Source organism: Luteimonas sp. MC1750 (assembly GCF_016615955.1).
Classification (GTDB): domain Bacteria; phylum Pseudomonadota; class Gammaproteobacteria; order Xanthomonadales; family Xanthomonadaceae; genus Luteimonas.
On sequence record NZ_CP067113.1, the window covers coordinates 22255 to 43689 of the forward strand.

The following is a 21435-nucleotide window of genomic DNA, read 5'->3' on the forward strand; positions in this document are numbered from 1 at the left end:
CGATCGGCACAGGGTATCGGGCAGGCAGGTGGCCGCTGGCCAAGGGCCCAGAGCGATCGCGGCTGTAGCCGCTCCTACAGGGCGTGGAGGTTCGGGGCGATCGCGGCTGTGGCCGCTCCTGCAGGGCGCGGGGCGGGGGTGGGGCGGCGGGGTCAGACGTCGCCGTCGGTGGTCCAGCCTTCGCCGGTGCCGCGCTGGAAGACGGCGTCGGAGTCGAGCACGGTGCCGGCGGGGATCGACGGCTGCTCAGCCAGGCGCGCATAGATCGGCGTGAAGTCGGGACCGGTCGCGGCCATCAGCTGCTCGAAGCTGTCGATGACGAAATAGGTCTTCTGGTAGGTGTCGATGCGGTAGCGCGTGCGCATGATGCGCTCGAGGTCGAAGCCGATGCGGTTGGGCGCCGGCGACTCCAGCGCGTGCACCGACTCGCCGCTGGACGAGACGATGCCGCTGCCATAGATGCGCAGCCCGTCGGCCTCGCGGATCAGGCCGAACTCCACCGTGTACCAGTACAGGCGCGTCAGGTTCTGCAGCGCCTCCGCGCCGATGCCGTGCGCCTTGACCCCGCCGCGGCCGTAGGCGGCCATGTAGTCGGCGAACACCGGGTTCATCAGCAGCGGCACATGGCCGAACAGGTCGTGGAAGAGGTCGGGCTCTTCGATGTAATCGATCTGGTCGGGGCGACGGATCCACCAGGTGACCGGGAAGCGGCGGTTGGCCAGGTGCTCGAAGAAGTCGAGCTCCGGCAGCAGGCCCTCGACGCCGATCAGCCGCCAGCCGGTGGCGGGTTCCAGCACCGGGTTCAGGTCGTCGTACTTCGGGATGCGGTCGGGCGTCATGCCCATCGCGTCCTGCGCGGTGAGGAAGGCCTCGCTGGCGCGGCCGACCAGCAGCCGGCGCTGGCGTTCGAACAGCGTCGCCCAGGTCGCGTGGTCCTCCGCGGTGTAGCCGCCCCAGTTCTGGTCGACCACGCCCGTGGCGTAGACCGGCACCTTGCCCTTGTCGGTGTGGAGGTTCTCGACGCGGCGGGGCTGGACGGGGGCCTGGGCGGACATGGTGGACTCCTGGTTCGGCGGGGCGCGCTGACTGCCGACGCAGCTTTCGTGCGCGATGACGCCATCACCCATCGACTCTAGCGCCTCGAGTGCGCAAGATGCTTGCGATCCTCGCCATGAAGTCCGCGTTCCGCGCAATATCCTTGCGCCGCACGCCGAACGGAGCGCCGCATGCCCCGCCCCGACACCAGCCTCGACCGCACCGACCTCCAGCTGCTCGCCGAACTGCAGCGGCAGGGCCGGCTGAGCAACGCCGAACTCGCCGAGCGCGTGCACCTTTCGCCCTCGGCCTGCCTGCGGCGCGTGCAGCGGCTCGAGCGCAGCGGCGTGATCGCTGGCTACCGCGCCGAGGTCGACCCCGAGCGCATCGGCCTGGGACTGACCGCCTTCGTGCGCATCCGCCTCAACCACCACGACGCCGCCGCGGTCGCGGACTTCGCACGCGGCGTCAACGAATGGGACGAGGTCGTGGCCTGCCACGCCCTGACTGGCGACATGGACTACCTGCTGCAGGTGATGGTCGCCGACCTCGAACACTTCTCCCGGTTCCTGCTCGACCGCGTGCTGGCGCGCCCCGGCGTGGGCGACGTGAACTCGAGCTTCGTGCTGCGCACGGTGAAGCCGATGCGCGGGCTGCCGCTGCCGCCGGCCTGAGGCGATGCGTCCCCGATCGGCGCTCAGTCGCGGTCGAGCGGGCTGAGCACGCCGCCCGCGCCGCGGCCGAGCACGTGCGTGTAGATCTGCGTCGTGGCCACGTCCTTGTGCCCCAGCAGCTCCTGCACCGTGCGGATGTCGTGGCCCGACTCCAGCAGATGGGTGGCGAAGGAATGGCGCAGCGTGTGGCAGGTCGCCGGCTTGTCGATGCCGGCCTGCACGCGCGCCGCCTTGACCGCGCGCTGCAGCACGGCCTCGTCGACATGGTGGCGGCGCCGCGTCCCACCGCGCGGGTCCTCCGACAGCCGCGAGGACGGGAACACGTACTGCCAGCCGAATTCGCGGGCGGCGGTCGGGTATTTCCGCGACAGCGCGTGCGGAAGCCAGACCTCCCCGAAGCCGTCGGCGAGATCGCGCGCGTGGAGCACGCGCACGCGCTCGACCTGCGCAAGCAGGCCAGCCTCGAGCCGGCGCGGCAGTGGCACGCGCCGGTCCTTGCCGCCCTTGCCGTTGCGCACCACGATCTCCCGCCGCCCGAAGTCCATGTCCTTGACCCGCAGCCGCGCCGCTTCCAGCAGGCGCATGCCCGCGCCGTAGAGCAGCGAGGCCATCAGGCCCACCTGGCCGTCGACCAGCGCGAGCAGCGCCCGTACCTCCGCGTGCGTCAACACCACCGGCAGGCGCTTGGGGCGCTTGGCCCGCGTGACCGAGCCGACCCACGGCAGCTCGACGCCCAGCACCTCCCTGTAGAGGAACAGCAGCGCCGAGAGCGCCTGGTTCTGCGTGCTGGCCGCGACGTCGTCACGCACCGCGAGCGACGACAGGAAGGCCTCGACCTCGGCCAGCCCGAGCTCGCGCGGGTGGCGGCGGTTGTTCGCCAGGATGAAGCGGCGCGCCCAGCCCACGTAGGCCCGCTCGGTCCGGATGCTGTAGTGCCTGGTCCGGCAGCGAATGCGAACCTGGTCGAGGAGACGGGGCGGAGGTGCACCCTGCTGGATCCCGATTACCGCCTCATCGTTGTCCCGGTATGACATACCGCCTCGTCCATGAGGTATTTTCCGGAAGCGTTACCGCAGCCGGCACGCGGCGGCAGGGGCCAAGGGCTTGATTCGGGGTGGGATTTTTCTGGTGACTGGGCGGTGGGGTGTGGCGAGGTGGGGCTGCTACATTCCGCTTTTGGGATCTACTTAGTGTTAGGCCTTGTTTCCCGCACTGTTGGTGTCGGGTTCCAGACGATCTGTAGCGCCTCGCTTATCCGCAGCGTTTGCACCTCGCACGCGCGGTGCAGGCATCGGCAGTCAGCCCTGCAGCGCCTCGGCTTCGGACTGGCCCTACTCTCCGCAAGATTCGACCGGCCGAGTCGGCTTCGGACAGGGCGCTGAGAGAGTTGTTGGCCGCACGAATCGCTGGTTTTGGCTCCGGCCCCAGCAAGTGCCAGCCTCAGGCCGTTCAGCCAGACTTGTTGTAGTGTTCGGCTCAGGAGTTGGGCTGTCGCAAGGTCGGGCGCAAGCTCGGCGTGCGGCGGCCTAACAAATCGTTCAAGCCGAAGCCGCTTCGTTACGCAAAACGCATGGCAGGTAAAGCTTGCCATGCGTTTCGCTCCACTACGCGTCTCGGCTTAACTCTGGCGTTGGCCGCTAAGAGCTTCAGCTTGTGGGTCGCGATGAGTCTTCGCCGGCGGCTTCATCCAAGCATCAGAGCGCACGATCGAGACGGCGCGGGCGCGTGTGAGAGCTTCGCTGTGGCATCTCGCTCGCGATGCGGGCGTCTAGCCAGGCATCTTCGGCTTCGGGCGGTGCGATTTCACTCGCTGGGCTGCGCTCCGCCCAAGCAGTCGCATCGGAGAGTTCACGGTGTGGGTTCGTGGCCGCGAGGCCGGCCCTCCCCGGCTTCGGTCAGGGCGACGCCACGCGGAGGGGCCTGCTTGTGGCACCGGCTTCGTGTTGCTGCGAGCTGGTCGCAGGTGGCTCGGCTTCGGCTAGAGTTGGCGTCCAACAATTCATTCAAGCCGACGCCGCTTCGCGGCGCGGCTTAATTCAGGCGTTAGGCAACCTATGAAACATCTCCGTCACTTGCTTATGGCAGCAGCTCTCATCTCTTGCTCTGCCGGAGCTCAGAAGCTCACCCCCGCTGACTTGGTTCGTGTCTCATGTAGTTCCAACGACGGCGGAAAGACGTGCTTCGGTTACGGAGAGACATACGGTGATGGCACGTCAGACGCCTGCGGCCGGATGCCTGGTGGTCCTGAGTTCGCCCTGAAAATGACTTATGAGGTTTCAGGCAACAGCTTGTGCGAGACGGTCACAAAGACAAGCGATCCCAAGACTATGCCGGTCGGACAGAGATTCTGTTCAATCTACTTGGAGCGTAGGCCGCAGGAGCTTACTTACCGATTCAGCGATGATCCGCCCACCAAGATACGGCATTCTTACAACGCGACCCGATCTGACAAGTGGTGCCAACATCTAGTGGACACATTGCCATGAGGCGGTTGCCTAACAATTCATTCAAGCCGACGCCGCTTCGCGGCGCGGCTTAATTCAGGCGTTAGGCGGCAGATGATCACTTCGGCAATCTACGCAACTAGAGCTTTGGGAATTCTCTTGGCACTCTTTCTAGCCATGAGTGTGGCAGTGACTCTGTCTGGTGAGTTGAACCCCGTAGAAGCTCCGCCGTTCTCCAAGCGCGGTCTATCGGTCTTACCTAGCGCGGCACTGTGCATGTTGCTCCTAGTGCCGCAACGCTTCTTCTTGCGTGGCGCCCGGTACAAGGCCCTGTTCGGTGCGCTCGCGCTGGCCGTGGCCACTCTTGCTGCGGTGACTGTTCGTGACACTGTTCGCACGCTATCTGGCGAGGTTCATTGGGCCTCTGCGCCAGTCGGCTTGGCCTTCTGCCTCATCGTTCTCGGCAATGCAATGGCTCTTTGGGCACAGCATAGGCGCTTGCCGCCTAACAATTCATTCAAGCCGACACCGCTTCGCGGCGCGGCTTAATTCAGGCGTTAGGCCGCTCAAGGAAGACATGGGTAATCCGCTACTAATCTCTGGCGCAGTTCTAAGTGCAGGCGCAGCTCTTCTGCACCTTGGCTGCATCGTTTTTGGCGCTTCGTGGTATCGCTTCTTCGGCGCTGGCGAACAGATGGCTCAGCTTGCTGCGGCCGGCAGCTGGCGGCCAACCTTTATCACCTCGAGCATTGTGTTGGTGCTCGCCATATGGTCGCTGTACGCCTTCTCTGGCGCAGGCCTCATTCCGCGACTTCCCTTTGTGCGCCTGGCCTTGTGCGTCATTGCCGGCATCTATCTTCTGCGTGGCGTGGTGGGGTTCGCATTTGCCTCGTTTGCACCCGGCGGCAACGGACCTGCTTTCTGGTGGTGGAGCTCAACAATCTGCCTCACAATCGGTGTAGTGCACTTTGTTGGCACATGGCAGGCTTGGTCCCAGCTCTCTCGGGTCGCGGCCTAACAATTCATTCAAGCCGACGCCGCTTCGCGGCGCGGCTTAATTCAGGCGTTAGGCGGCCCACGGAGCAGCATCGCAACGTGCAGCAAGCAATTGCCCACATCTCGCTACTGGTCCGTGATTACGACGAGGCCATAGAGTTCTACGTGGGGACACTTGGGTTCCGCTTGGTTGAGGACTCGCCGCGGCCGGAAGAGGGCAAGCGCTGGGTGGTCGTCGCTCCGCCCGGAAGCTCGGGCACGTCACTACTACTCGCTCGAGCTTCGGGCGCAGATCAGCTGGCGGCAGTTGGGGGCCAGACCGGTGGCCGGGTGTTCCTGTTCCTCCAGACAGATGACTTCTGGCGTGACTACGAGCGGTATCGGTCGGCCGGGGTCACCTTCGTTCGCGCGCCCTCCGAGCAGCCTTACGGCACAGTGGCGGTGTTCCAGGACTTGTATGGCAATCTCTGGGATCTGCTGCAGTACAACGGGTCGGTCCCGTATCGTCTCGGGGCCGCCTAACAATGCGTTCAAGCCGACACCGCATCGGGGCGCAAACCACATGGCAGGTAAAGCGTGCCATGTGCTTCACGCCCCGCTGCGGCGCGGCTTAACTTAGGCGTTAGGCCTCATGTACAGAATCGTCTTAGCCTGTTACGGAGTACCGGAGTCAGCTGGCCCGGAAGCTGCGGCGGACATAACAGCCGAGTTCGCGGAGCATCGGCAGTGGTACAAGAATGTCAGCTGTACTTGGGATGGTGCGCGCCTCCTCCTCCAAGGCGACAACGACGTCGACGCAGATGGGCTCGCGCTTATTGATGAGTTCTCTGATTGCACTTCGGCGTATATCAAGGAGCTGTTCGATGGCGAGGTTAAGGTCGAGTCAATTGTCCAGCTTCCAGGTGAGGCCTAACAATGCGTTCAAGCCGAAGCCGCTTCGTTCCGCCAAGCACATGGCAGGTAAAGCTTGCCATGTGCTTGGCTCCACTACGCAGCTCGGCTTAACTTAGGTGTTAGGCGGACATATGGACTTTCTCGCACCCGTAGCTATTGCTGTCGCAGTGCTGGTGGCTCTCCTGATCTATCGAAGAGCTGTAGCTAGCCGCACTACTAGGCAGCGGAACGCGAAATTGGTTGAACGACAGAGAGCGATCCAGTCCGCCATCGACACGCTTGGACTGACCCTCAAAAGCAGCACCATCACGATCCAAGAGGGCGAGAACGCTATTCGGATCGCACGCGATGCGCTTTACCAGCTGGATGTGCAGGGAGACCTATCAGAACTGATCGCTGACAATGAGCAGTTCTTTGAGGAGTGGCGGGCATCGCGGGTGTCCGCCTAACAATGCGTTCAAGCCGAACCCGCTTCGTTACGCGGCCCAGGCGGCAGGTAGAGCTTGCCACCTGGTCCACTCCACTGCGCGGGTCGGCTTAACTTAGGTGTTAGGCCGCACAGGGACCGCACTGCAAATGATGTCTCAAAAGAAGATCGGCTTTCTGGCCATGGCAGTGCCCCTTTGGTTCTTGGCTGTGTACGTCGTCATGGCTGCCATGCGGCCCGACTACGATCACACCGACCGCGCGATCAGTGAACTGGGCAGCCTCGACGCACCCAACCTCTGGGCTTGGAACATCCTCGGGTACATCCTTCCGGGCCTTGTGGTCGCCTTTCTCGGCATGGGACTCAGGCGGGAGTTCTCGCCGCAAGGTCGCGGCGCTGTCATCGGCTCCGTGGCCGTGGTTGCCGCCGGCCTTCTCATGGCGCTTTCCGGTGCCTTCCCGGCCAACATGTCGGACTTTAAGTCCACCACCACCCTGCTCCATACGGTGGGTAGCTTCGGCTGTTACGTCGCTTTCCTTGTCGCCGGCTTTTTGCTGCCGGCCAGCTTCCGCAAGACTTCCGCCTGGCGCTGGGCAGCTATGCCTTCCCTCGCCCTAGTCGTTGCCTCCATTGCCACTGGCTTTTTGCGTTTTGCCGGCATGCAAAGCATCGGTCAGCGCCTAACGTTCGCCTGCTTCTTCCTTTGGGTCGCGCTGGTTGGCTTTGCGCTATGGCGTGCGCATAGCTCGCGGGTGCCGCCTAACAATTCGTTCAAGCCGAAACCACTTCGTTCCAGCAAAGGCATGGCATAAAAAGCTTGCCATGCCTTTGCCTCCACTACGCGGTTCGGCTTAACTCAGGCGTTAGGCGGCACATGAGCAGACTCGAAACCCCGATGACCCGCTGGTACTGGAGCCAGATCGGTGGGCTACTGCTCGAAGAGTTTCTTGTGGTGCCGAGGGCGCCGGGTCAAGGCCGTAGGTTGCTAGACGGACTTATCGTGCTTGGAGAGCCTGCAGCTATCGCGCCGCCGGGCACGCGCTTCGACGTTGCGGGTCGCGACGTCGTCTCAGTACAAACGAAGAACAGTCTGCTCGGCATGTACCTCATGGGCCAGGCACTCTTCTCGCGTGATCTCGTCCGCGCCTTGGGCCCAAAAAGCGTCATGTCCGTTGCACTTTGTTCCGCCAGCGATAGGGTGCTGACGCCCATGCTAGAAGCGCACGAGAATTGTCATGTGGTGGTTTGCCCGTCAGAGGTGTGTCGTGGCGCCGCCTAACAATGCGTTCAAGCCGACACCTCATCGGGGCGCAAACCACATGGCAGAAAAAGCTTGCCATGTGCTTCGCGCCCCGCTGCGGCGCGGCTTAACTTAAGTGTTAGGCACTCACATGGGGCAGCTCTCGCAAAGCATTCTCATCGGACTCATCACCGGCCTAGCCTCGGGGGTGGTCACAGGGCTGTACTCTGGACTTATCATTTCGAGAGTCATGCGGTTTCAAGGTCTAATCGCAGACGCTCTGAGGTGCGTGAATAGCGTCGAGTACATGGATGGCGAGAGGACCGAAGTCAGACGCGGTCGTATCTCCAATCTCGGCGAAATCGGAAGCAGCCTTATGCACTTCGGTCACGTCAAAGCGGGAAAAGCGCTCTTGAAGGAGTACACGGTCATTGGGCCCGCCTTGTACGCAGCAGAGGAAGGCCGGAAAACCGTCCGAGAACTAGAGACGATCCTTTCAAGTAGCTACGATGCGGTACGTGCCCTAAGACCAGGTATCCGCACGTACTTGCCGTAGAGGCTCCGTGTGGCGTGGTGCCTAACAATGCGTTCAAGCCGAAGCCGCTTCGTTACGCAAAACACATGGCAGGAGAAGCTTGCCATGTGCTTCGCTCCACTACGCGTCTCGGCTTAACTTGGGTGTTAGGCCGCAATGGCAACAATCCACCAACTTGCGGAAAAGAGCAGTGTCGGTGACCTCACGGTCGACGAGGTACAGGCGTACGCTTCGGCAGAATTCTTGACCACTGGCCAGGTCTATGATGCTTTGGCGTTTCATCTCGCGATGGGCTACGCGGCGGGCGCACTCGAATACCACTTCTGTGACTCAGCAATGAACTTTGTTATGGGTCTCACCAGATATGAAGTTCCAACGTTCGCCTGGTCGGTGTACTCCGCCTTCGATGAAGGTGAGTTCTATCACGCTGGCGACAGTCAAGAAGTGGATCCAGCAGAGAAGTACACTCGGCCATGGATAATCAGAATCCTCAGGGAGGCCGGCTTTGACATTCCAGCGGCCTAACAATGCGTTCAAGCCGACACCGCATCGGGGCGCAAACCACATGGCAGGTAAAGCGTGCCATGTGCTTCACGCCCCGCTGCGGCGCGGCTTAACTTAGGTGTTAGCGCCCATGAAAGATTCGCATCACTTGAAGGCATCAGCAAAGCGATTCATGGGGGTCGGTCCGTCGTTCGGCCTACTTGGGATCTTTTTCACTATTGCGATAGCGTTTGACATCGGCCCTCTGAGCAAGAGTGCGGATCGGGCAGCGCAGGAGATGCTAGCTCTAAATGCTTTAGCATTAGTCGCAATTGCGGCGATGTTCTTTACCGGATTGGTCTCGACCATCCTTGGAAGGCCTACGGATGAATGGGGGGTATGGCGTCGAAGAGTCTTTCACTACTTTTCCACGCGCCCTGCCGAATTTGTCGCGGACTTTGCAGCACCAATGTTCTGGTTCTTTTTTGGTGCCGGCGTCGTGATGGCGTGCGCTGGAGTCCTGGATCCTTTACAGATTCTTGTCTTCGTAGCGTTCCTCTTGTCGCTAGTCGTTCTTGGCTTCGTTGCGATCCTGTATGTCGATGTTCTTCACAGCAAAGGGATCAGTACGGGCTGGCGACCACTCCGTAGCGGTCGTCTGATAGGCGCCCTGCTGCTAGCTGGCTCGCTGTGGCTGGTGTACTTGCTCCCGGTGGTGCCAAAGAGTGAGCTGGGCGCTAACAATGCGCTCAAGCCGACACCACATCGGGGCGCAAACCATGTGGCAGGTAAAGCCTGCCACATGCTTCACGCTCCGCTACGGCGCGGCTTAGCTTAGGCGTTAGGGCGCACGTTCAATGCAACAGTAAATGGGGGAACCGAAATGCTTAGATCTATCTTAGTTGTAGTGGTTGCATGCTCCGCAATGAACTCGACTGCCGCCCAAGAGGTAGCACCACCCGCTTCCACCGCGAGCGGGCCAGCTCAGATCGTTGTGAACCGCGATACCGGAAAGATGGGATCGCTTTGTGCAACCGAGCTGTATGTGGATGGCGCGTTAGTCGGTCGTGTCCAACCAGGTCAGTCCACAACTGTTCTCGCTCCGGCAGAAGCCAAAGAGCTTCTTGCCCGCCCGGCGCTGGAATCGTACATCTGCAAAAAGATCTATTCGCTGCCCCAATGGGAGCGCCGGGCGCCGCTCAACGGGCAGTCGGCCACCTTTCGCTATGGCTTCAATGCCAAGGGCGAACCGTTCATGGAAGCAACTCAATAACGTGGCTTTGCGCCCTAACAATTCATTCAAGCCGACGCCGCTTCGCGGCGCGGCTTAATTCAGGCGTTAGATTAAATTAGAGGCATCATGAAAACTTTACTTATCTTCTTAGTAGGGCTTCTGACTTCAGCGCCATTGCTCGCACAGAACTCTCTATCCTTAGTACGTAATAAGGCACAAGTCATTGCATCGCAGTTAAATGACAATTTTTCCACCAGTGGCGCGGGGCTTCCTACTGAGTTCAACTATCAGCAAAGAAAAATTTACGCCGTTCCAATTTCCATCGCAGAACGATATGGCGGAAATGGTTACGATCAATATATCGCCGTATACGAGCTCAGTAATGATAGCCGCAGTCAGAACCAGAGCTCTCCACCCAGCTACAGCCTAATCGCATTTTCGAAAGTCGGTGCAAAAATGTGGCGTAGCATCAAATTTGAATCAATACAATTTGCCAATGACACCTTCTACTTTGACGCAATCCGCTGGGGGCCAAATGACCCCGGCTGTTGCCCATCACAAGAAGTTAGAATTGGATACAGAATTACTGACTTTGGGTTGGTAGAGATTTAATCTAACAATTCATTCAAGCCGACGCCGCTTCGCGGCGCGGCTTAATTCAGGTGTTAGGCCCCTAATGAGGATCTGCAGCACTCCCATGGGACGGGTCAGACTTTACGCTATTGCGCTGGCTACAGCGGCGGCACTTCTGTCGGGCTGCGGCGTGCAGAACGTTCGCTCGACCACCTCATCGGCACCGACAGCCAGCCTTTGCGGTGTGCTCGCGACGCCAAGTCAGCTCGGGGTTTTGGTTTCGTTCCAGGCTATAGCCTCAACGGATCTCCATCACGGCATCACGCTAAGGGACCCTGCGTGTCCAAACAAAGGCGTGAGAGTTGGTCCCCCGGCAGAAGATGCAGACCAGAGCGTCGCGCGGTTCTTAGGCCAGTTGCGGCTGCTGGCACCCCATCTGGTCTGGCGTTCTGCTCGGGGCAGATTCACTGGGCGCATCACGCTCAACGCCGCCGGTGAACGACGCGTGGCGCTCTTGGCAGCGCACGACTTCCAAGAGGTTGCGGATGAGCCGTAGCTTGCGGGGCCTAACAATGCGTTCAAGCCGAAGCCGCTTCGTTGCGCAAAGCACATGGCAGGTACAGCTTGCCATGTGCTTTGCTCCACTACGCGTCTCGGCTTAACTTCGGTGTTAGGCCTTGTGTCCGGCACTTCCGGATAGGCAACTTCGCTCGCATCAGATTGGCCGCTCATCTGTCACTTTTGGCGCCTCGCACGCGCGGTGAGCGGCATCGGTGTCAGCGCCTGCCGCACCTCGGCTTCGGACGGGCGCGACTCTCCCGCAAGACTCCACCCGCCGAGTCGGCTTTGGACAGATCTTGGTGCGGTTCTTCGCGCGCGCGAGCTGTAGTTCGCGCTTCGCCGCCCAAAGTGCCGCCCAGTTGCGCCAGGTTGTTGTAATGTTTCAGTTCGGGGTTGGGCCGCGGCGGGTCGGGCGCAAGTGCCAGGCAGCTGCGGCCTAACGAGTCGTTCAAGCCGAAGCCGCTTCGTTACGCAAACCACATGGCAGATACAGCTTGCCATGTGCTTCGCTTCACTGCGCGTCTCGGCTTAACTCTGGTGTTAGGCCTTGTTTCCCGCACTGTTGTTGCCGGGTTCCAGGCGATCCGTAGCGCATCGCTTATCCGCTGCGTTTGCACTTCGCACGCGCGGTGCAGGCATCGGCAGTCAGCCCTGAAACACCTCGGCTTCGGACGGGCGCGACTGTTCGCAAGATTCGACCTGCCGGGTCGGCTTCGGGCAGTGCGCGGTGAGAGTTCTTGGCCGCGCGCATGGTGCGTTTCGGCAGCACCAGACACGGCGCTTGTTGTACTGTTCACCTCAGGGGTTGGGCTGCCGCACGTCGGGCGCAGGTGCCAGGGAACGGCGGCCTAACGAGTCGTTCAAGCCGATGCCGCTTCGCGGCACGGCTTAACTCTGGTGTTAGGCCTCATATGACCGTCCGCGATTTGTTAGCAGCAAAGCAGCGCACATTTTTGGCGGTGGTCTTTATCGCTTGGCTGGCTGGCCTTGTGGCCATATCGTCACTGCGACATCAGTTGGCCCTTCTCGTGTCCGTCGCATCCATCGCCGTCATACTTGGTGCGTTCGTCTACCTGTATCGCACGGCGCGTTGTCCACGCTGCACCACCAAGCTCTGGCTATTGTTGTACAAGCTTGTTCCAGTCGGTCCACTTCGGGCCCGGCTTGACCATTGTCCGTCCTGCGGCATCTCGGTCAGTGAGTCGGCTGAGGCCTAACGATTCGTTCAAGCCGACGCCACATCGGTGCGCAAACCACATGGCAGGTACAGCTTGCCATGTGCTTCACGCCCCGCTGCGACGCGGCTTAACTCTGGTGTTAGGGCCCGCATGAAGTCTTTCGTTTGCTCAACCTGTGGTGAAACGCATGACGGCCTGCCCACCGACCATGGCTGGAAGCTTCCGGATGTGGTTTGGGCCATCCCAGAGAGCGAGCGAGCCAATCAGGCAAAGTTCAATAGCGACCTTTGCCAGTTTGGCAGTAGCTTCTTCATACGCTGCCTGCTCAAGCTCCCCTTCAACGAGCAATCCGACTACTACGGCTGGGGTGTCTGGGTAGGAGTGCAAGAGCCAGACTTCTTCCGGTACGTCGAGCTCTATGACAAGGACGGGAGTAATGAGCCGCCAGTCGCGGGCACTATCGCCAATGCAATGCCAGGTTACCCATCTACTCTTGGCCTAGCTGTAATGGTGCAGTTCCAAAACAGCACAAGCCGGCCCGCTGTTCACGTTCCAGCGGTCAGTGGTCATCCTCTGGCTGTGGAGCAATCCAACGGCATAGACAATCGGCGGTATCACGAGATACTTGTTGCCACAGGGTCCGCGGGCGGGCCCTAACAATTCATTCAAGCCGACGCCGCTTCGCGGCGCGGCTTAATTCAGGCGTTAGGCCTTGTTTCCCGCACTGTTGTTGCTGGGTTCCAGGCACTCTGCAGCGCGTCGCTTATCCGCAGCACTTGCACCTCGCACGCGCGGCGCAGGCATTGGTAATCAGCCCTGCAACTCGTCGGCTTCGGACAGATGCGACTTTCCGCAAGATTCGAGCGGCCGAGTCGGCTTCGGACAGGGCGCGATGAGAGTTCTTGGCCGCGCGAGTCGGTGGTTCCGGCCTGGGCCCCGGCAAGTGCCAGCCTCAGGCCGTTCGGCCAGACTTGTTGTACTGTTCGGCGCAGGGGTTGGGCTGTCGCAAGGTCGGGCGCAAGCTCGGCGTGCGGCGGCCTAACAAGTCGTTCAAGCCGAAGCCGCTTCATTACGCAAAACACATGGCAGGTAAAGCTTGCCATGTGTTTCGCTCCACTACGCGTCTCGGCTTAACTCTGGTGTTAGGCCTTGTTTCCCGCACTGTTGTTGCCGAGCTCAAGGCAATCTTTAGCTCCTCGCTTATCCGCAGCGTTTGCACCTCGCACGCGCGGTCAGGCATCGGCAGCCAGTCCTGCAGCACCTCGGCTTCGGATTGGCCAGACTCTCCGCAAGATTTGACCGGCCGAGTCGGCTTCGGACAGGGCGCTATGGAAGTTCTTGACCGCATGAGTCACTGGTTTCGGCTTCGGCCCGGACAACTGCCAGGCTCGGGCGCTCGGCCAGACTTGTTGTACTGTTCGGCTCAGGGGTTGGGCTGTCGCAAGGTCGGGCGCAAGCCTAGCGTGCGGCGGCCTAACAAGTCGTTCAAGCCGAAGCCGCTTCGTTACGCAAACCACATGGCAGGTAAAGCTTGCCATGTGCTTCGCTCCACTACGCGTCTCGGCTTAACTCTGGTGTTAGCACCCAATGGAGAGTTCGCATGATTTCGACAACCCAAGTCCGCGCTGTTGCGTTGGCGATCGTTCTCGGTGCCAGTGTCGGCTGCGCCAGCACCCTGCCGGGGACTCATAGCACTCCAGCGGGACTCGGAGCGGCGGTAGATAGCGGCCAGCTAGGGGGTGCGCCTTATAGAGTCGAGATTCCCAGCAACTGGAATGGCGAGCTGGTAATGCTTCTTCATGGCTATGAGCCAAAAGGAGTGCCACGCGAATATCCTTGGCCTCAGAACGAAGCGTCGCCCATCTTTCTATCTCAGGGCTATGCGGTCGCTGAAAGCGCCTATGCGTCACAGGGCTGGTCGGTCTCGGATGCGCTGCCAGATAATGAACAGCTGCGGTCTTACTTCACCGACAAGCATGCTGAGCCTAACCGCACATACCTCGTTGGGTTCTCGCTGGGCGGTCATGTCGCGCTTGCCAGCCTCGAGAAGTACGGAGACCGTTATGACGGCGCGCTTTCACTATGCGGTGTCAACGTTCCGGCTGCTATCGCTTTCGAGGAAGGGATACTGACGGCACTCGTGTCGTTTGACTATTTCTTTCCGGGAGTGATGGGACTCGCGTCGGAAGGACTTTCTGATCCGGCATCCCCGCCGATGCTGGACCCGCAAGCAATCGAGGTTGCGCTTGCGGAGAACGAGGCCTCTGCGAAAATTCTGGCCGACCGCCTGGAGATCCCAAGGACCGGTCTTGCTGGTGCACTCATGCTCAACTATATGGTGTTGCGTGAAGCCCAAACCCGTTCGGGAGGATTTCCAGTCGACAACACGACCATTTCGTATGCGGGCTTCGGGGACGATGTGGCGTTCAATAAGAGTGCACGGCGCTATGCTGGTGATCGGAGCGCCATGAGCTATCTCGCCGGCGCCGCAGATCTCACAGGCCGCTTTGACAAGCCGGTGGTAATCCAGTCGAACAACAACGACCCCACGGTTCCTGAGCGATTCGAGTCGATCTATCCGGCCTTGGCTTTCGCTGCGGATCCTGCGGCACAGTTGGTCTCGCTACCTTCAGTCGGGGAAGGGCACTGCGACTTCTCTCCGGATCAGATTCAGGCCGCCTTCGGAACACTCGTCAATTGGGTCAAAAGCGGCACGCGGCCCGAAAGTCTCTAGGTTGGGTGCTAACAATGCGTTCAAGCCGAAACCGCTTCGTTCCACAAAGCACATGGCAGGTACAGCTTGCCATGTGCTTCGCTCCACTACGCAGCTCGGCTTAACTTAGGCGTTAGGGCGCTACCAAACAACAGGGGGACTGGATGAAGGCACTCACGTTGCTGGCACTCTTGCCAATTTCAGCAATATCTGCCGATTGGGTTGAGATTGAAAGAACAACGGACAAGGCCGTTCTGATTGATGCAGAGTCAATCAAGTACAGCAATGCTCAGCACACCGAGAGACAAGCTTGGGTAAAGCTCGTTCAACTCCGTGATGGAGAACACCCCAAAGGCGACTACACGCTTTCATTCAACGAATTCAACTGCGAGTCTGGGGCCGTCAAGTTCAATGAAATTCTTCTGTTCAGTAGCAGTGGCGCGTTAAGAACAAAGACCAACCTTAGCGCTGATGGCTGGCATAGGATGCCGAGCGAATCCAACTACGCCTACATCATAGAGACGGCGTGTTCTTATCCAGAGCCTCAGAGCCACGGTGCGGGTCAGACAGGCAGCCAAGTTTCAGATTTCAAACGAGACGTCCTCAATGCCCTGCAGAAGGACATAAGTATTGGTGGGGCGGTAGTCTCTTCCGTTGGAGATGTAACAAAGGAGTCGCCGACGGAGTTCTACGCTGATTTTGATTGGACAATTGACGGAAAAACATACAGTTGCTCCGGCTCTGTTGAGACTGATTCAACAGGTCGAGTAGTACAGGCCAGCATTCCGTACGTTTGTTATCGTCAGTACAGTGACGCCAACATCATGAGTGCGCGCCCTAACAATTCATTCAAGCCGACGCCGCTTCGCGGCGCGGCTTAATTCAAGCGTTAGGCCCCACGGGGACATCATCGAAACTCATGGATAGAGCGCAGATCACTCGCCTACTGCTCATCGCGTGCATCTTGTATGTGATTGGCTTTTACTTCATCGGAAGCGCCATTAAGCCAGGCTACTCTCAGCTAGCCAACTTCGTGAGCGAGTACAACGCAACTGGCACTGCGTGGGCACGGACCCTAACTTTCGGCGGATTCTTTGCGACCGCCATTCTATTTTCTGCGTTTCTATTGTCAGCCAGGCCGCTTGCCCAGGTTTCGGGGATTAGCCGCTTGGGCTTCTGGCTCTTGTGGTCGCTTCCTGCTTCATTCCTTCTTGGCGTACTCGCTCCCTGCGACGCCGGCTGCCCCATCGAGGGCTCAACGAGCCAGCAGCTGCACAATCTATTCGGGGTCTTGGTGTACCTAGGCATGGGTGTCAGCGTCGCTTTGTTGTCTCTGGCTCACGGCTTCAACGCATTCGCATGGCGGCGCACCTTCATGCTGCTGACTGGCTTGGCCTTCCCGCTTGTATTTGCTCTCATGGTTCAGCCTGATTTGTCACCTTGGCGCGGCTTCCTTCAGCGGCTCCTGGACATAGCAATGGCAATCTCACTCATCTCCTTCCACCAAACCCTTGTTCGGCCGGCACGTCGAGGTGGGGCCTAACAATGCGTTCAAGCCGACACCGCATCGGGTCGCAAATCACATGGCAGGTAAAGCGTGCCATGTGCTTCACGCCCCCGCTGCGGCGCGGCTTAACTTAGGCGTTAGGCGCTCATCATATGGCTCAGAAGTTCAAGCCCGGTGACATCTTTGGGGTTCCACTCCCGAACAACTCAATGGGCATTGGTCAGGTTCTTAGCTTGGAGCCAGATGCGCTCAACTCAGTGGGGTGCGTCTTCTTTGCAGCCACTGTCAGCCCAAGCGGCCTTACCGGCGCCATGGAACCGATCGCTGCTCTGCTGGTTACTCCTGACTTGCTCAAGAGTGGCGCATGGCCCGTTAAGAGTCAGGGTCCGGTGTTCTTGGAGCCGGAGGAGCGTCCTTATGAGATTCATCGGGCCTCGCATTGGGTCGGTGTCAGAGTCACGGGATCGGGGATAGTCCAAGAGTTCTTGGCTGCATACCAAGGTCTCATGCCATGGGATGCATGGCATGATCCGCACTATCTTGATTCTCTATTGCTGCCGGGCGTGGAGCGGCCAAGTCATGTGGTCTCGTCAGCACGCGCCTAACAGTTCGTTCAAGCCGATGCCACTTCGTGGCACGGCTTAACTCAGGTGTTAGGCCGCACTGAACCGCTTTACGATCCAGCTCCAGGCGCGACGGCCGCGGCTGTTAACCGAAGTGTCGGTTACGTGGAACTCTGCACACCATCAGTTCAAAGAATCTATATTGGCGGATCGGAACCCGTTACCTATGAACCATAAGAGCTTGGACTTGTGGATGATGCAGACGGTAGGACGTAGAGCCTGCGGGGTAGCGTTATCGCTATGGATTGTTGGCGTTATCGTCGCGGCGCTCTTCGCTGCAATCCGCAATGATGTTGAAATATACAGTCTGCCTGTGCTTGGCCTGTTGATTGTTGGTCTACCTGCTGCGCTTGGCTTTATGCTCTACGCTGGCAGACTTGCGGGTAAGCGCCTTTCTAAGTGGGTTATTTCTTCCGCTGGCGTGATTGCTGCAGCCGTACTTGTGTTGGCGGCTATCGACCACCACATGGCCATGAAACGCTTTGAGGCCAACCAGGCGGAACTGGTCGCGTCGGGACAATGCGACGACGACAAGTTGAGGGCTATGACGCCAACCGTCCGTAATTGGATGGATGCCCAGTGCGGGAAGCGTGGTGCGATCGACCACGGCTACCAACAGTCATACTCTTCACAAAGCGGGCAGATCGCTGCGAAAGCTGAAGCACATTTTTATGTTGCTACTCCGGATGGATGGGGTGAAGCACCCTTGGTTGGGAGAATGGCTTGGCACGTTGCCAGCAACGGCGGCACAGAACAACCAGACTGCGGAGTCATAGTTTCCAAAGATGCCAGCTTTCTAGCTGCTGGAGCGGACGGCTACATTGATAACCAGTCTAAAGAGCAGCTTAAAGAGATGCTTAGCCTAAACTTTCAGGACGTCGTCATTGGTAGCTGGAACACAAACTCAGAGCTAGGCGGGCAACGCGCCTTACAGCATGTATACAGCGGATCTATGGACGGCGAGCGTCAAACAACCATGACTATACAGACTGTTCGAGAAGACAGGCTCTACTCGTTCTTCTGCAATGCGCCAGCCGATGTGTTTCCCACAATTTATCTCAAACTCTTAAGAGTATCGGATACTTTTAGCTTCCGATAAGCGGCCTAACAATGCGCTCAAGCCGACGCCACATCGGGGCGCAAAGCACATGGCAGGAACAGCTTGCCATGTGCTTTGCGCCCCGCTGCGGCGCGGCTTAGCTTAGGTGTTAGGCCGCAGACGTTGCGCGCCCTTTGATGCAGGCTTAGTGTTGGAACATGGCTTACGATCAGTCCCGAATTGATGAGGCAGTCTTGGCGCTCCTTGCCGCCCACCTCTTCGACACGAACAGTTCCTGGAAGGGGTATGACTTCGATGTCATGAACCGCCTTCATGACGCCGGATATCTGTTCAATCCCGTGGGCAAGCAGAAGTCGGTGCAGCTTACGGAAGAGGGAGTGGAGCGCGGGCTAGAGCTCGCAAAGCGGCTTTTTGGAACCGCAGAAGACCATCGTTCTGCTTAGCATCTGGGTGCCTAACAATGCGTTCAAGCCGAAGCCGCTTCGTTCCGCAAAGCACATGGCAGATACAGCTTGCCATGTGCTTCGCTCCACTACGCGTCTCGGCTTAACTTAGGCGTTAGGCGTCATGCCAGGGACCGGAGCAAGCCGTTGAGCAAACTACAGCCGGTGTCAGAGATCATTGATCCTGAGGTGCGAGCGTACGCCAAGGAGGCCACCGACTTCCTGTTGTCAAAGCGGTGGTGTCGTTCCGTCTCGTCTCTTGACCTTGGTTGTTCTATCGCAGGTATTTTTGGTGTTTTCCTGGCCCAGATCAAACCGAATCACCCGGAGATCGATGAGCAACTTTGGGTTGTTGTGGGTGATTTGCCGCCGGCATATCTGGTCTGCGACAGCGCCGCCAACTGGCAGGAGGCACTGGCCGCCTACGTCTCCGAGATGCGGCAGTGGGTAGAGGCGGCCAGCCTTGGTCAGTCTGTTGAGGATCTCATTCCGGTAAATGTGCCCCCGACCAAGGAGCATGCCTCGCAGCTAGCAACTCGACTAGACTTTTTGCACGAGCGCTTCATCACTGTTGAGGCTGGAGACGTTGTAGGTGACGCCTAACAATGCGTTCAAGCCGAAGCCGCTTCGTTCCGCAAAGCACATGGCAGGTACAGCTTGCCATGTGCTCCGCTCCACTACGCATCTCGGCTTAACTTAGGTGTTAGGCCTTGTTTCCCGCACTGTTGTTGCCGGGTTCTAGGCAATCTCTAGCTCATCGCTTATCCGCAGCGTTTGCACCTCGCACGCGCGGTGCACGTGTCGGCAGTCAGTCCTGCAGCACCTCGGCTTCGGACAGGCGCGACTTCTCCGCAAGATTCGATCGGCCGAGTCGGCTTCGGACAGGGCGCAGTGAGAGTTCTTGGCCGCGCGAGTCGCTGGTTTTGGCTTCGGCCCCGGCAAGCGCCAGCCTCAGGCCGCGCGGCAAGACTTGTTGTACTGTTCGGCTCAGGGGTTGGGCTGTTGCAGGGTCGGGCGCAAGCTCGGCGTGCGGCGGCCTAACAAGTCGTTCAAGCCGAAGCCGCTTCGTTCCGCAAACCACATGGCAGGTAAAGCTTGCCATGTGCTTCGCTCCACTGCGCGTCTCGGCTTAACTCTGGCGTTAGGCCTTGTTTCCCGCACTGTTGTTGCCGGGTTCCAGGCAACCTGTAGCGCCTCGCTTATCCGCAGCGTTTGCACCTCGCACGCGCGGCGCAGGCATCGGCAGTCAGCCCTGCAGCACCTCGGCTTCGGACAGGCGCGACTCTTCGCAAGATTCGACCGGCCGAGTCGGCTTCGGACAACGCGCAGTGAGAGTTCTTGGCCGCGCGAGTCGCTGGTTCTGGCTTCGGCCCCGGCAAGCGCCAGCCTCAGGCCGTTCGGCCAGACTTGTTGTACTGTTCGGCTCAGGGGATGGGTTGTCGCAAGGTCGAGCGCAAGCTCGGCGTGCGGCGGCCTAACAAGTCGTTCAAGCCGAAGCCGCTTCGTTACGCAAACCACATGGCAGGTAAAGCTTGCCATGTGCTTCGCTCCACTACGCGTCTCGGCTTAACTCTGGTGTTAGGCCTTACGTACTCGCAGAATCGGGGAAGGCACATTGCGCAGACTTGCACGCTGTTATCGATCTGCCGCTTCCAGCGGTGCCGGAGCGGCAATGCTTGTTCTGTCTCTGATTTTCGGCGCAAGCGCGTGGGTGGCAAGGGGAGAACTCCTCCACGGGCTTTTCTCAGCCGCGATGATCTATGCGTTTCTGGTATCTACTCTTGCAGCAGGTAGGTGGCGAGTTGAAAGGACATAGCCGTTCCCTGCGCGGCTCGCCTTTCGGGCGCTTGGCAGGCGTGGGCGCGATCTGCCCGGAAGCGGCGGCCTAACAATGCGTTCAAGCCGAAGCCGCTTCGTTACGCAAAGCACATGGCAGGAAAAGCTTGCCATGTGCTTTGCTCCACTACGCGTCTCGGCTTAACTTAGGTGTTAGACCTCACGGGTAAAGATCATGCCTGCAATCCCTTACAAAGAACCAAGCACCAAAATTCCCTACACCTTGATTTGCAGCAAAACTGAAGCTGAAGACATTGCGAGCACAGCACCAACTGCTGCAGTTGTTATAAAAATGCCCGACACAGGCGGGACAGTCGAGTTTGATGGGGCGGGATCTGTCACCATTACCACTAAAAATGGTCAACACAGTTTCGCATCAGCTAATGAGCTGGTTAAGAACGCGAAAGCCGCACTAAAGTGATTCTGGCGCGGTCTAACAATTCATTCAAGCCGACGCCGCTTCGCGGCGCGGCTTAATTCAAGCGTTAGGCCGCAATGGCAACAATCCACCAACTTGCGGAAAAGAGCAGTGTCGGTGACCTCACGGTCGACGAGGTACAGGCGTACGCTTCGGCAGAATTCTTGACCACTGGCCAGGTCTATGATGCTTTGGCGTTTCATCTCGCGATGGGCTACGCGGCGGGCGCACTCGAATACCACTTCTGTGACTCAGCAATGAACTTTGTTATGGGTCTCACCAGATATGAAGTTCCAACGTTCGCCTGGTCGGTGTACTCCGCCTTCGATGAAGGTGAGTTCTATCACGCTGGCGACAGTCAAGAAGTGGATCCAGCAGAGAAGTACACTCGGCCATGGATAATCAGAATCCTCAGGGAGGCCGGCTTTGACATTCCAGCGGCCTAACAATGCGTTCAAGCCGACACCGCATCGGGGCGCAAACCACATGGCAGGTAAAGCGTGCCATGTGCTTCACGCCCCGCTGCGGCGCGGCTTAACTTAGGTGTTAGGCGGCACAGGA

21 protein-coding genes are annotated in these 21435 nt (G+C 59.3%); 19 read left to right on the plus strand and 2 right to left on the minus strand.

The genetic code is table 11. The features are described from left to right. Positions 1-152: 152 nt before the first annotated feature. Positions 153-1055 carry a phenylalanine 4-monooxygenase gene (gene phhA / locus JGR68_RS00100; RefSeq protein WP_199362632.1) on the minus strand — a complete coding sequence of 301 codons (903 nt, stop codon included), beginning with the start codon at positions 1053-1055 and terminating at the stop codon, positions 153-155. Positions 1056-1226: 171 nt separating this feature from the next. Here phhA and JGR68_RS00105 point away from each other — a divergent pair, with 171 nt between their 5' ends. Beyond that, complete coding sequence (locus JGR68_RS00105; protein WP_199362633.1) at positions 1227-1709, plus strand: Lrp/AsnC family transcriptional regulator; 483 nt, start codon at positions 1227-1229, stop codon at positions 1707-1709. 23 nt (positions 1710-1732) lie between these two features. Here JGR68_RS00105 and JGR68_RS00110 read toward each other — a convergent pair whose 3' ends face one another. Then, positions 1733-2743, minus strand: coding sequence for an integron integrase (locus tag JGR68_RS00110; protein WP_199362634.1), 1011 nt, complete (start codon positions 2741-2743; stop codon positions 1733-1735). Between the two features lie 1987 nt (positions 2744-4730). Between JGR68_RS00110 and JGR68_RS00115 the strand changes: the two genes are divergently transcribed. The 18 genes from JGR68_RS00115 (at position 4731) to JGR68_RS00205 (ending at position 21320) form a co-directional block, all read left to right on the plus strand. Continuing rightward, positions 4731-5171 carry a hypothetical protein gene (locus JGR68_RS00115; RefSeq protein WP_199362682.1) on the plus strand — a complete coding sequence of 147 codons (441 nt, stop codon included), beginning with the start codon at positions 4731-4733 and terminating at the stop codon, positions 5169-5171. 77 nt (positions 5172-5248) lie between these two features. After that, positions 5249-5671 carry a VOC family protein gene (locus JGR68_RS00120; RefSeq protein WP_199362635.1) on the plus strand — a complete coding sequence of 141 codons (423 nt, stop codon included), beginning with the start codon at positions 5249-5251 and terminating at the stop codon, positions 5669-5671. A gap of 109 nt (positions 5672-5780) precedes the next feature. Beyond that, on the plus strand, positions 5781-6062 hold the full coding sequence (locus JGR68_RS00125; protein ID WP_199362636.1) for a hypothetical protein: 282 nt from the start codon (positions 5781-5783) through the stop codon (positions 6060-6062). A gap of 112 nt (positions 6063-6174) precedes the next feature. Beyond that, positions 6175-6492 carry a hypothetical protein gene (locus tag JGR68_RS00130; protein WP_199362637.1) on the plus strand — a complete coding sequence of 106 codons (318 nt, stop codon included), beginning with the start codon at positions 6175-6177 and terminating at the stop codon, positions 6490-6492. Positions 6493-6619: 127 nt separating this feature from the next. Further along, the gene (locus JGR68_RS00135; RefSeq protein ID WP_200672704.1) at positions 6620-7282 is read left to right on the plus strand and encodes a DUF998 domain-containing protein; all 663 of its coding nucleotides are present in this window, start codon (positions 6620-6622) and stop codon (positions 7280-7282) included. 62 nt (positions 7283-7344) lie between these two features. Next, entirely contained in the window at positions 7345-7749 is a 405-nt protein-coding gene (locus JGR68_RS00140; protein WP_199363397.1) for a hypothetical protein, read from the plus strand. A 652-nt stretch (positions 7750-8401) separates the two neighbouring features. Then, entirely contained in the window at positions 8402-8770 is a 369-nt protein-coding gene (locus JGR68_RS00145) for a hypothetical protein (RefSeq protein ID WP_199363382.1), read from the plus strand. 109 nt (positions 8771-8879) lie between these two features. Next, entirely contained in the window at positions 8880-9566 is a 687-nt protein-coding gene (locus JGR68_RS00150; RefSeq protein WP_199363383.1) for a hypothetical protein, read from the plus strand. A gap of 87 nt (positions 9567-9653) precedes the next feature. Further along, positions 9654-10001 (plus strand): hypothetical protein, encoded by a 348-nt coding sequence (locus JGR68_RS00155; protein WP_199363384.1) that lies wholly within the window; start codon positions 9654-9656, stop codon positions 9999-10001. Between the two features lie 87 nt (positions 10002-10088). Then, on the plus strand, positions 10089-10574 hold the full coding sequence (locus tag JGR68_RS00160; RefSeq protein ID WP_199363385.1) for a hypothetical protein: 486 nt from the start codon (positions 10089-10091) through the stop codon (positions 10572-10574). 1850 nt (positions 10575-12424) lie between these two features. Continuing rightward, positions 12425-12931: a DUF2199 domain-containing protein gene (locus tag JGR68_RS00165; protein WP_182825506.1), complete on the plus strand. Its 507-nt coding sequence runs from the start codon at positions 12425-12427 to the stop codon at positions 12929-12931. Between the two features lie 943 nt (positions 12932-13874). Further along, the gene (locus JGR68_RS00170; RefSeq protein WP_199363386.1) at positions 13875-15008 is read left to right on the plus strand and encodes an alpha/beta hydrolase; all 1134 of its coding nucleotides are present in this window, start codon (positions 13875-13877) and stop codon (positions 15006-15008) included. Positions 15009-15151: 143 nt separating this feature from the next. Then, positions 15152-15868, plus strand: coding sequence for a surface-adhesin E family protein (locus JGR68_RS00175; protein ID WP_199363387.1), 717 nt, complete (start codon positions 15152-15154; stop codon positions 15866-15868). 1442 nt (positions 15869-17310) lie between these two features. Next, complete coding sequence (locus JGR68_RS00185) at positions 17311-18216, plus strand: hypothetical protein (protein WP_199363389.1); 906 nt, start codon at positions 17311-17313, stop codon at positions 18214-18216. 158 nt (positions 18217-18374) lie between these two features. Next, the gene (locus JGR68_RS00190) at positions 18375-18620 is read left to right on the plus strand and encodes a DUF6429 family protein (RefSeq protein ID WP_199363390.1); all 246 of its coding nucleotides are present in this window, start codon (positions 18375-18377) and stop codon (positions 18618-18620) included. Positions 18621-18767: 147 nt separating this feature from the next. Continuing rightward, positions 18768-19223, plus strand: coding sequence for a hypothetical protein (locus JGR68_RS00195; RefSeq protein WP_200672706.1), 456 nt, complete (start codon positions 18768-18770; stop codon positions 19221-19223). Between the two features lie 1408 nt (positions 19224-20631). Next, the gene (locus JGR68_RS00200) at positions 20632-20877 is read left to right on the plus strand and encodes a hypothetical protein (protein WP_199363392.1); all 246 of its coding nucleotides are present in this window, start codon (positions 20632-20634) and stop codon (positions 20875-20877) included. A gap of 74 nt (positions 20878-20951) precedes the next feature. Then, positions 20952-21320, plus strand: coding sequence for a hypothetical protein (locus tag JGR68_RS00205; protein WP_199363382.1), 369 nt, complete (start codon positions 20952-20954; stop codon positions 21318-21320). Positions 21321-21435: the final 115 nt, after the last annotated feature.

Bases quoted from the DNA above. Each gene is read 5' to 3' on its own strand.
- phhA (WP_199362632.1), bottom strand. From the start codon at position 1,055: ATGTCCGCCCAGGCCCCCGTCCAGCCCCGCCGCGTCGAGAACCTCCAC.
- JGR68_RS00105 (WP_199362633.1), top strand. From the start codon at position 1,227: ATGCCCCGCCCCGACACCAGCCTCGACCGCACCGACCTCCAGCTGCTC.
- JGR68_RS00110 (WP_199362634.1), bottom strand. From the start codon at position 2,743: ATGTCATACCGGGACAACGATGAGGCGGTAATCGGGATCCAGCAGGGT.
- JGR68_RS00115 (WP_199362682.1), top strand. From the start codon at position 4,731: ATGGGTAATCCGCTACTAATCTCTGGCGCAGTTCTAAGTGCAGGCGCA.
- JGR68_RS00125 (WP_199362636.1), top strand. From the start codon at position 5,781: ATGTACAGAATCGTCTTAGCCTGTTACGGAGTACCGGAGTCAGCTGGC.
- JGR68_RS00130 (WP_199362637.1), top strand. From the start codon at position 6,175: ATGGACTTTCTCGCACCCGTAGCTATTGCTGTCGCAGTGCTGGTGGCT.
- JGR68_RS00135 (WP_200672704.1), top strand. From the start codon at position 6,620: ATGATGTCTCAAAAGAAGATCGGCTTTCTGGCCATGGCAGTGCCCCTT.
- JGR68_RS00140 (WP_199363397.1), top strand. From the start codon at position 7,345: ATGAGCAGACTCGAAACCCCGATGACCCGCTGGTACTGGAGCCAGATC.
- JGR68_RS00145 (WP_199363382.1), top strand. From the start codon at position 8,402: ATGGCAACAATCCACCAACTTGCGGAAAAGAGCAGTGTCGGTGACCTC.
- JGR68_RS00150 (WP_199363383.1), top strand. From the start codon at position 8,880: ATGAAAGATTCGCATCACTTGAAGGCATCAGCAAAGCGATTCATGGGG.
- JGR68_RS00155 (WP_199363384.1), top strand. From the start codon at position 9,654: ATGAACTCGACTGCCGCCCAAGAGGTAGCACCACCCGCTTCCACCGCG.
- JGR68_RS00160 (WP_199363385.1), top strand. From the start codon at position 10,089: ATGAAAACTTTACTTATCTTCTTAGTAGGGCTTCTGACTTCAGCGCCA.
- JGR68_RS00165 (WP_182825506.1), top strand. From the start codon at position 12,425: ATGAAGTCTTTCGTTTGCTCAACCTGTGGTGAAACGCATGACGGCCTG.
- JGR68_RS00170 (WP_199363386.1), top strand. From the start codon at position 13,875: ATGATTTCGACAACCCAAGTCCGCGCTGTTGCGTTGGCGATCGTTCTC.
- JGR68_RS00175 (WP_199363387.1), top strand. From the start codon at position 15,152: ATGAAGGCACTCACGTTGCTGGCACTCTTGCCAATTTCAGCAATATCT.
- JGR68_RS00185 (WP_199363389.1), top strand. From the start codon at position 17,311: ATGATGCAGACGGTAGGACGTAGAGCCTGCGGGGTAGCGTTATCGCTA.
- JGR68_RS00190 (WP_199363390.1), top strand. From the start codon at position 18,375: ATGGCTTACGATCAGTCCCGAATTGATGAGGCAGTCTTGGCGCTCCTT.
- JGR68_RS00200 (WP_199363392.1), top strand. From the start codon at position 20,632: ATGCCTGCAATCCCTTACAAAGAACCAAGCACCAAAATTCCCTACACC.
- JGR68_RS00205 (WP_199363382.1), top strand. From the start codon at position 20,952: ATGGCAACAATCCACCAACTTGCGGAAAAGAGCAGTGTCGGTGACCTC.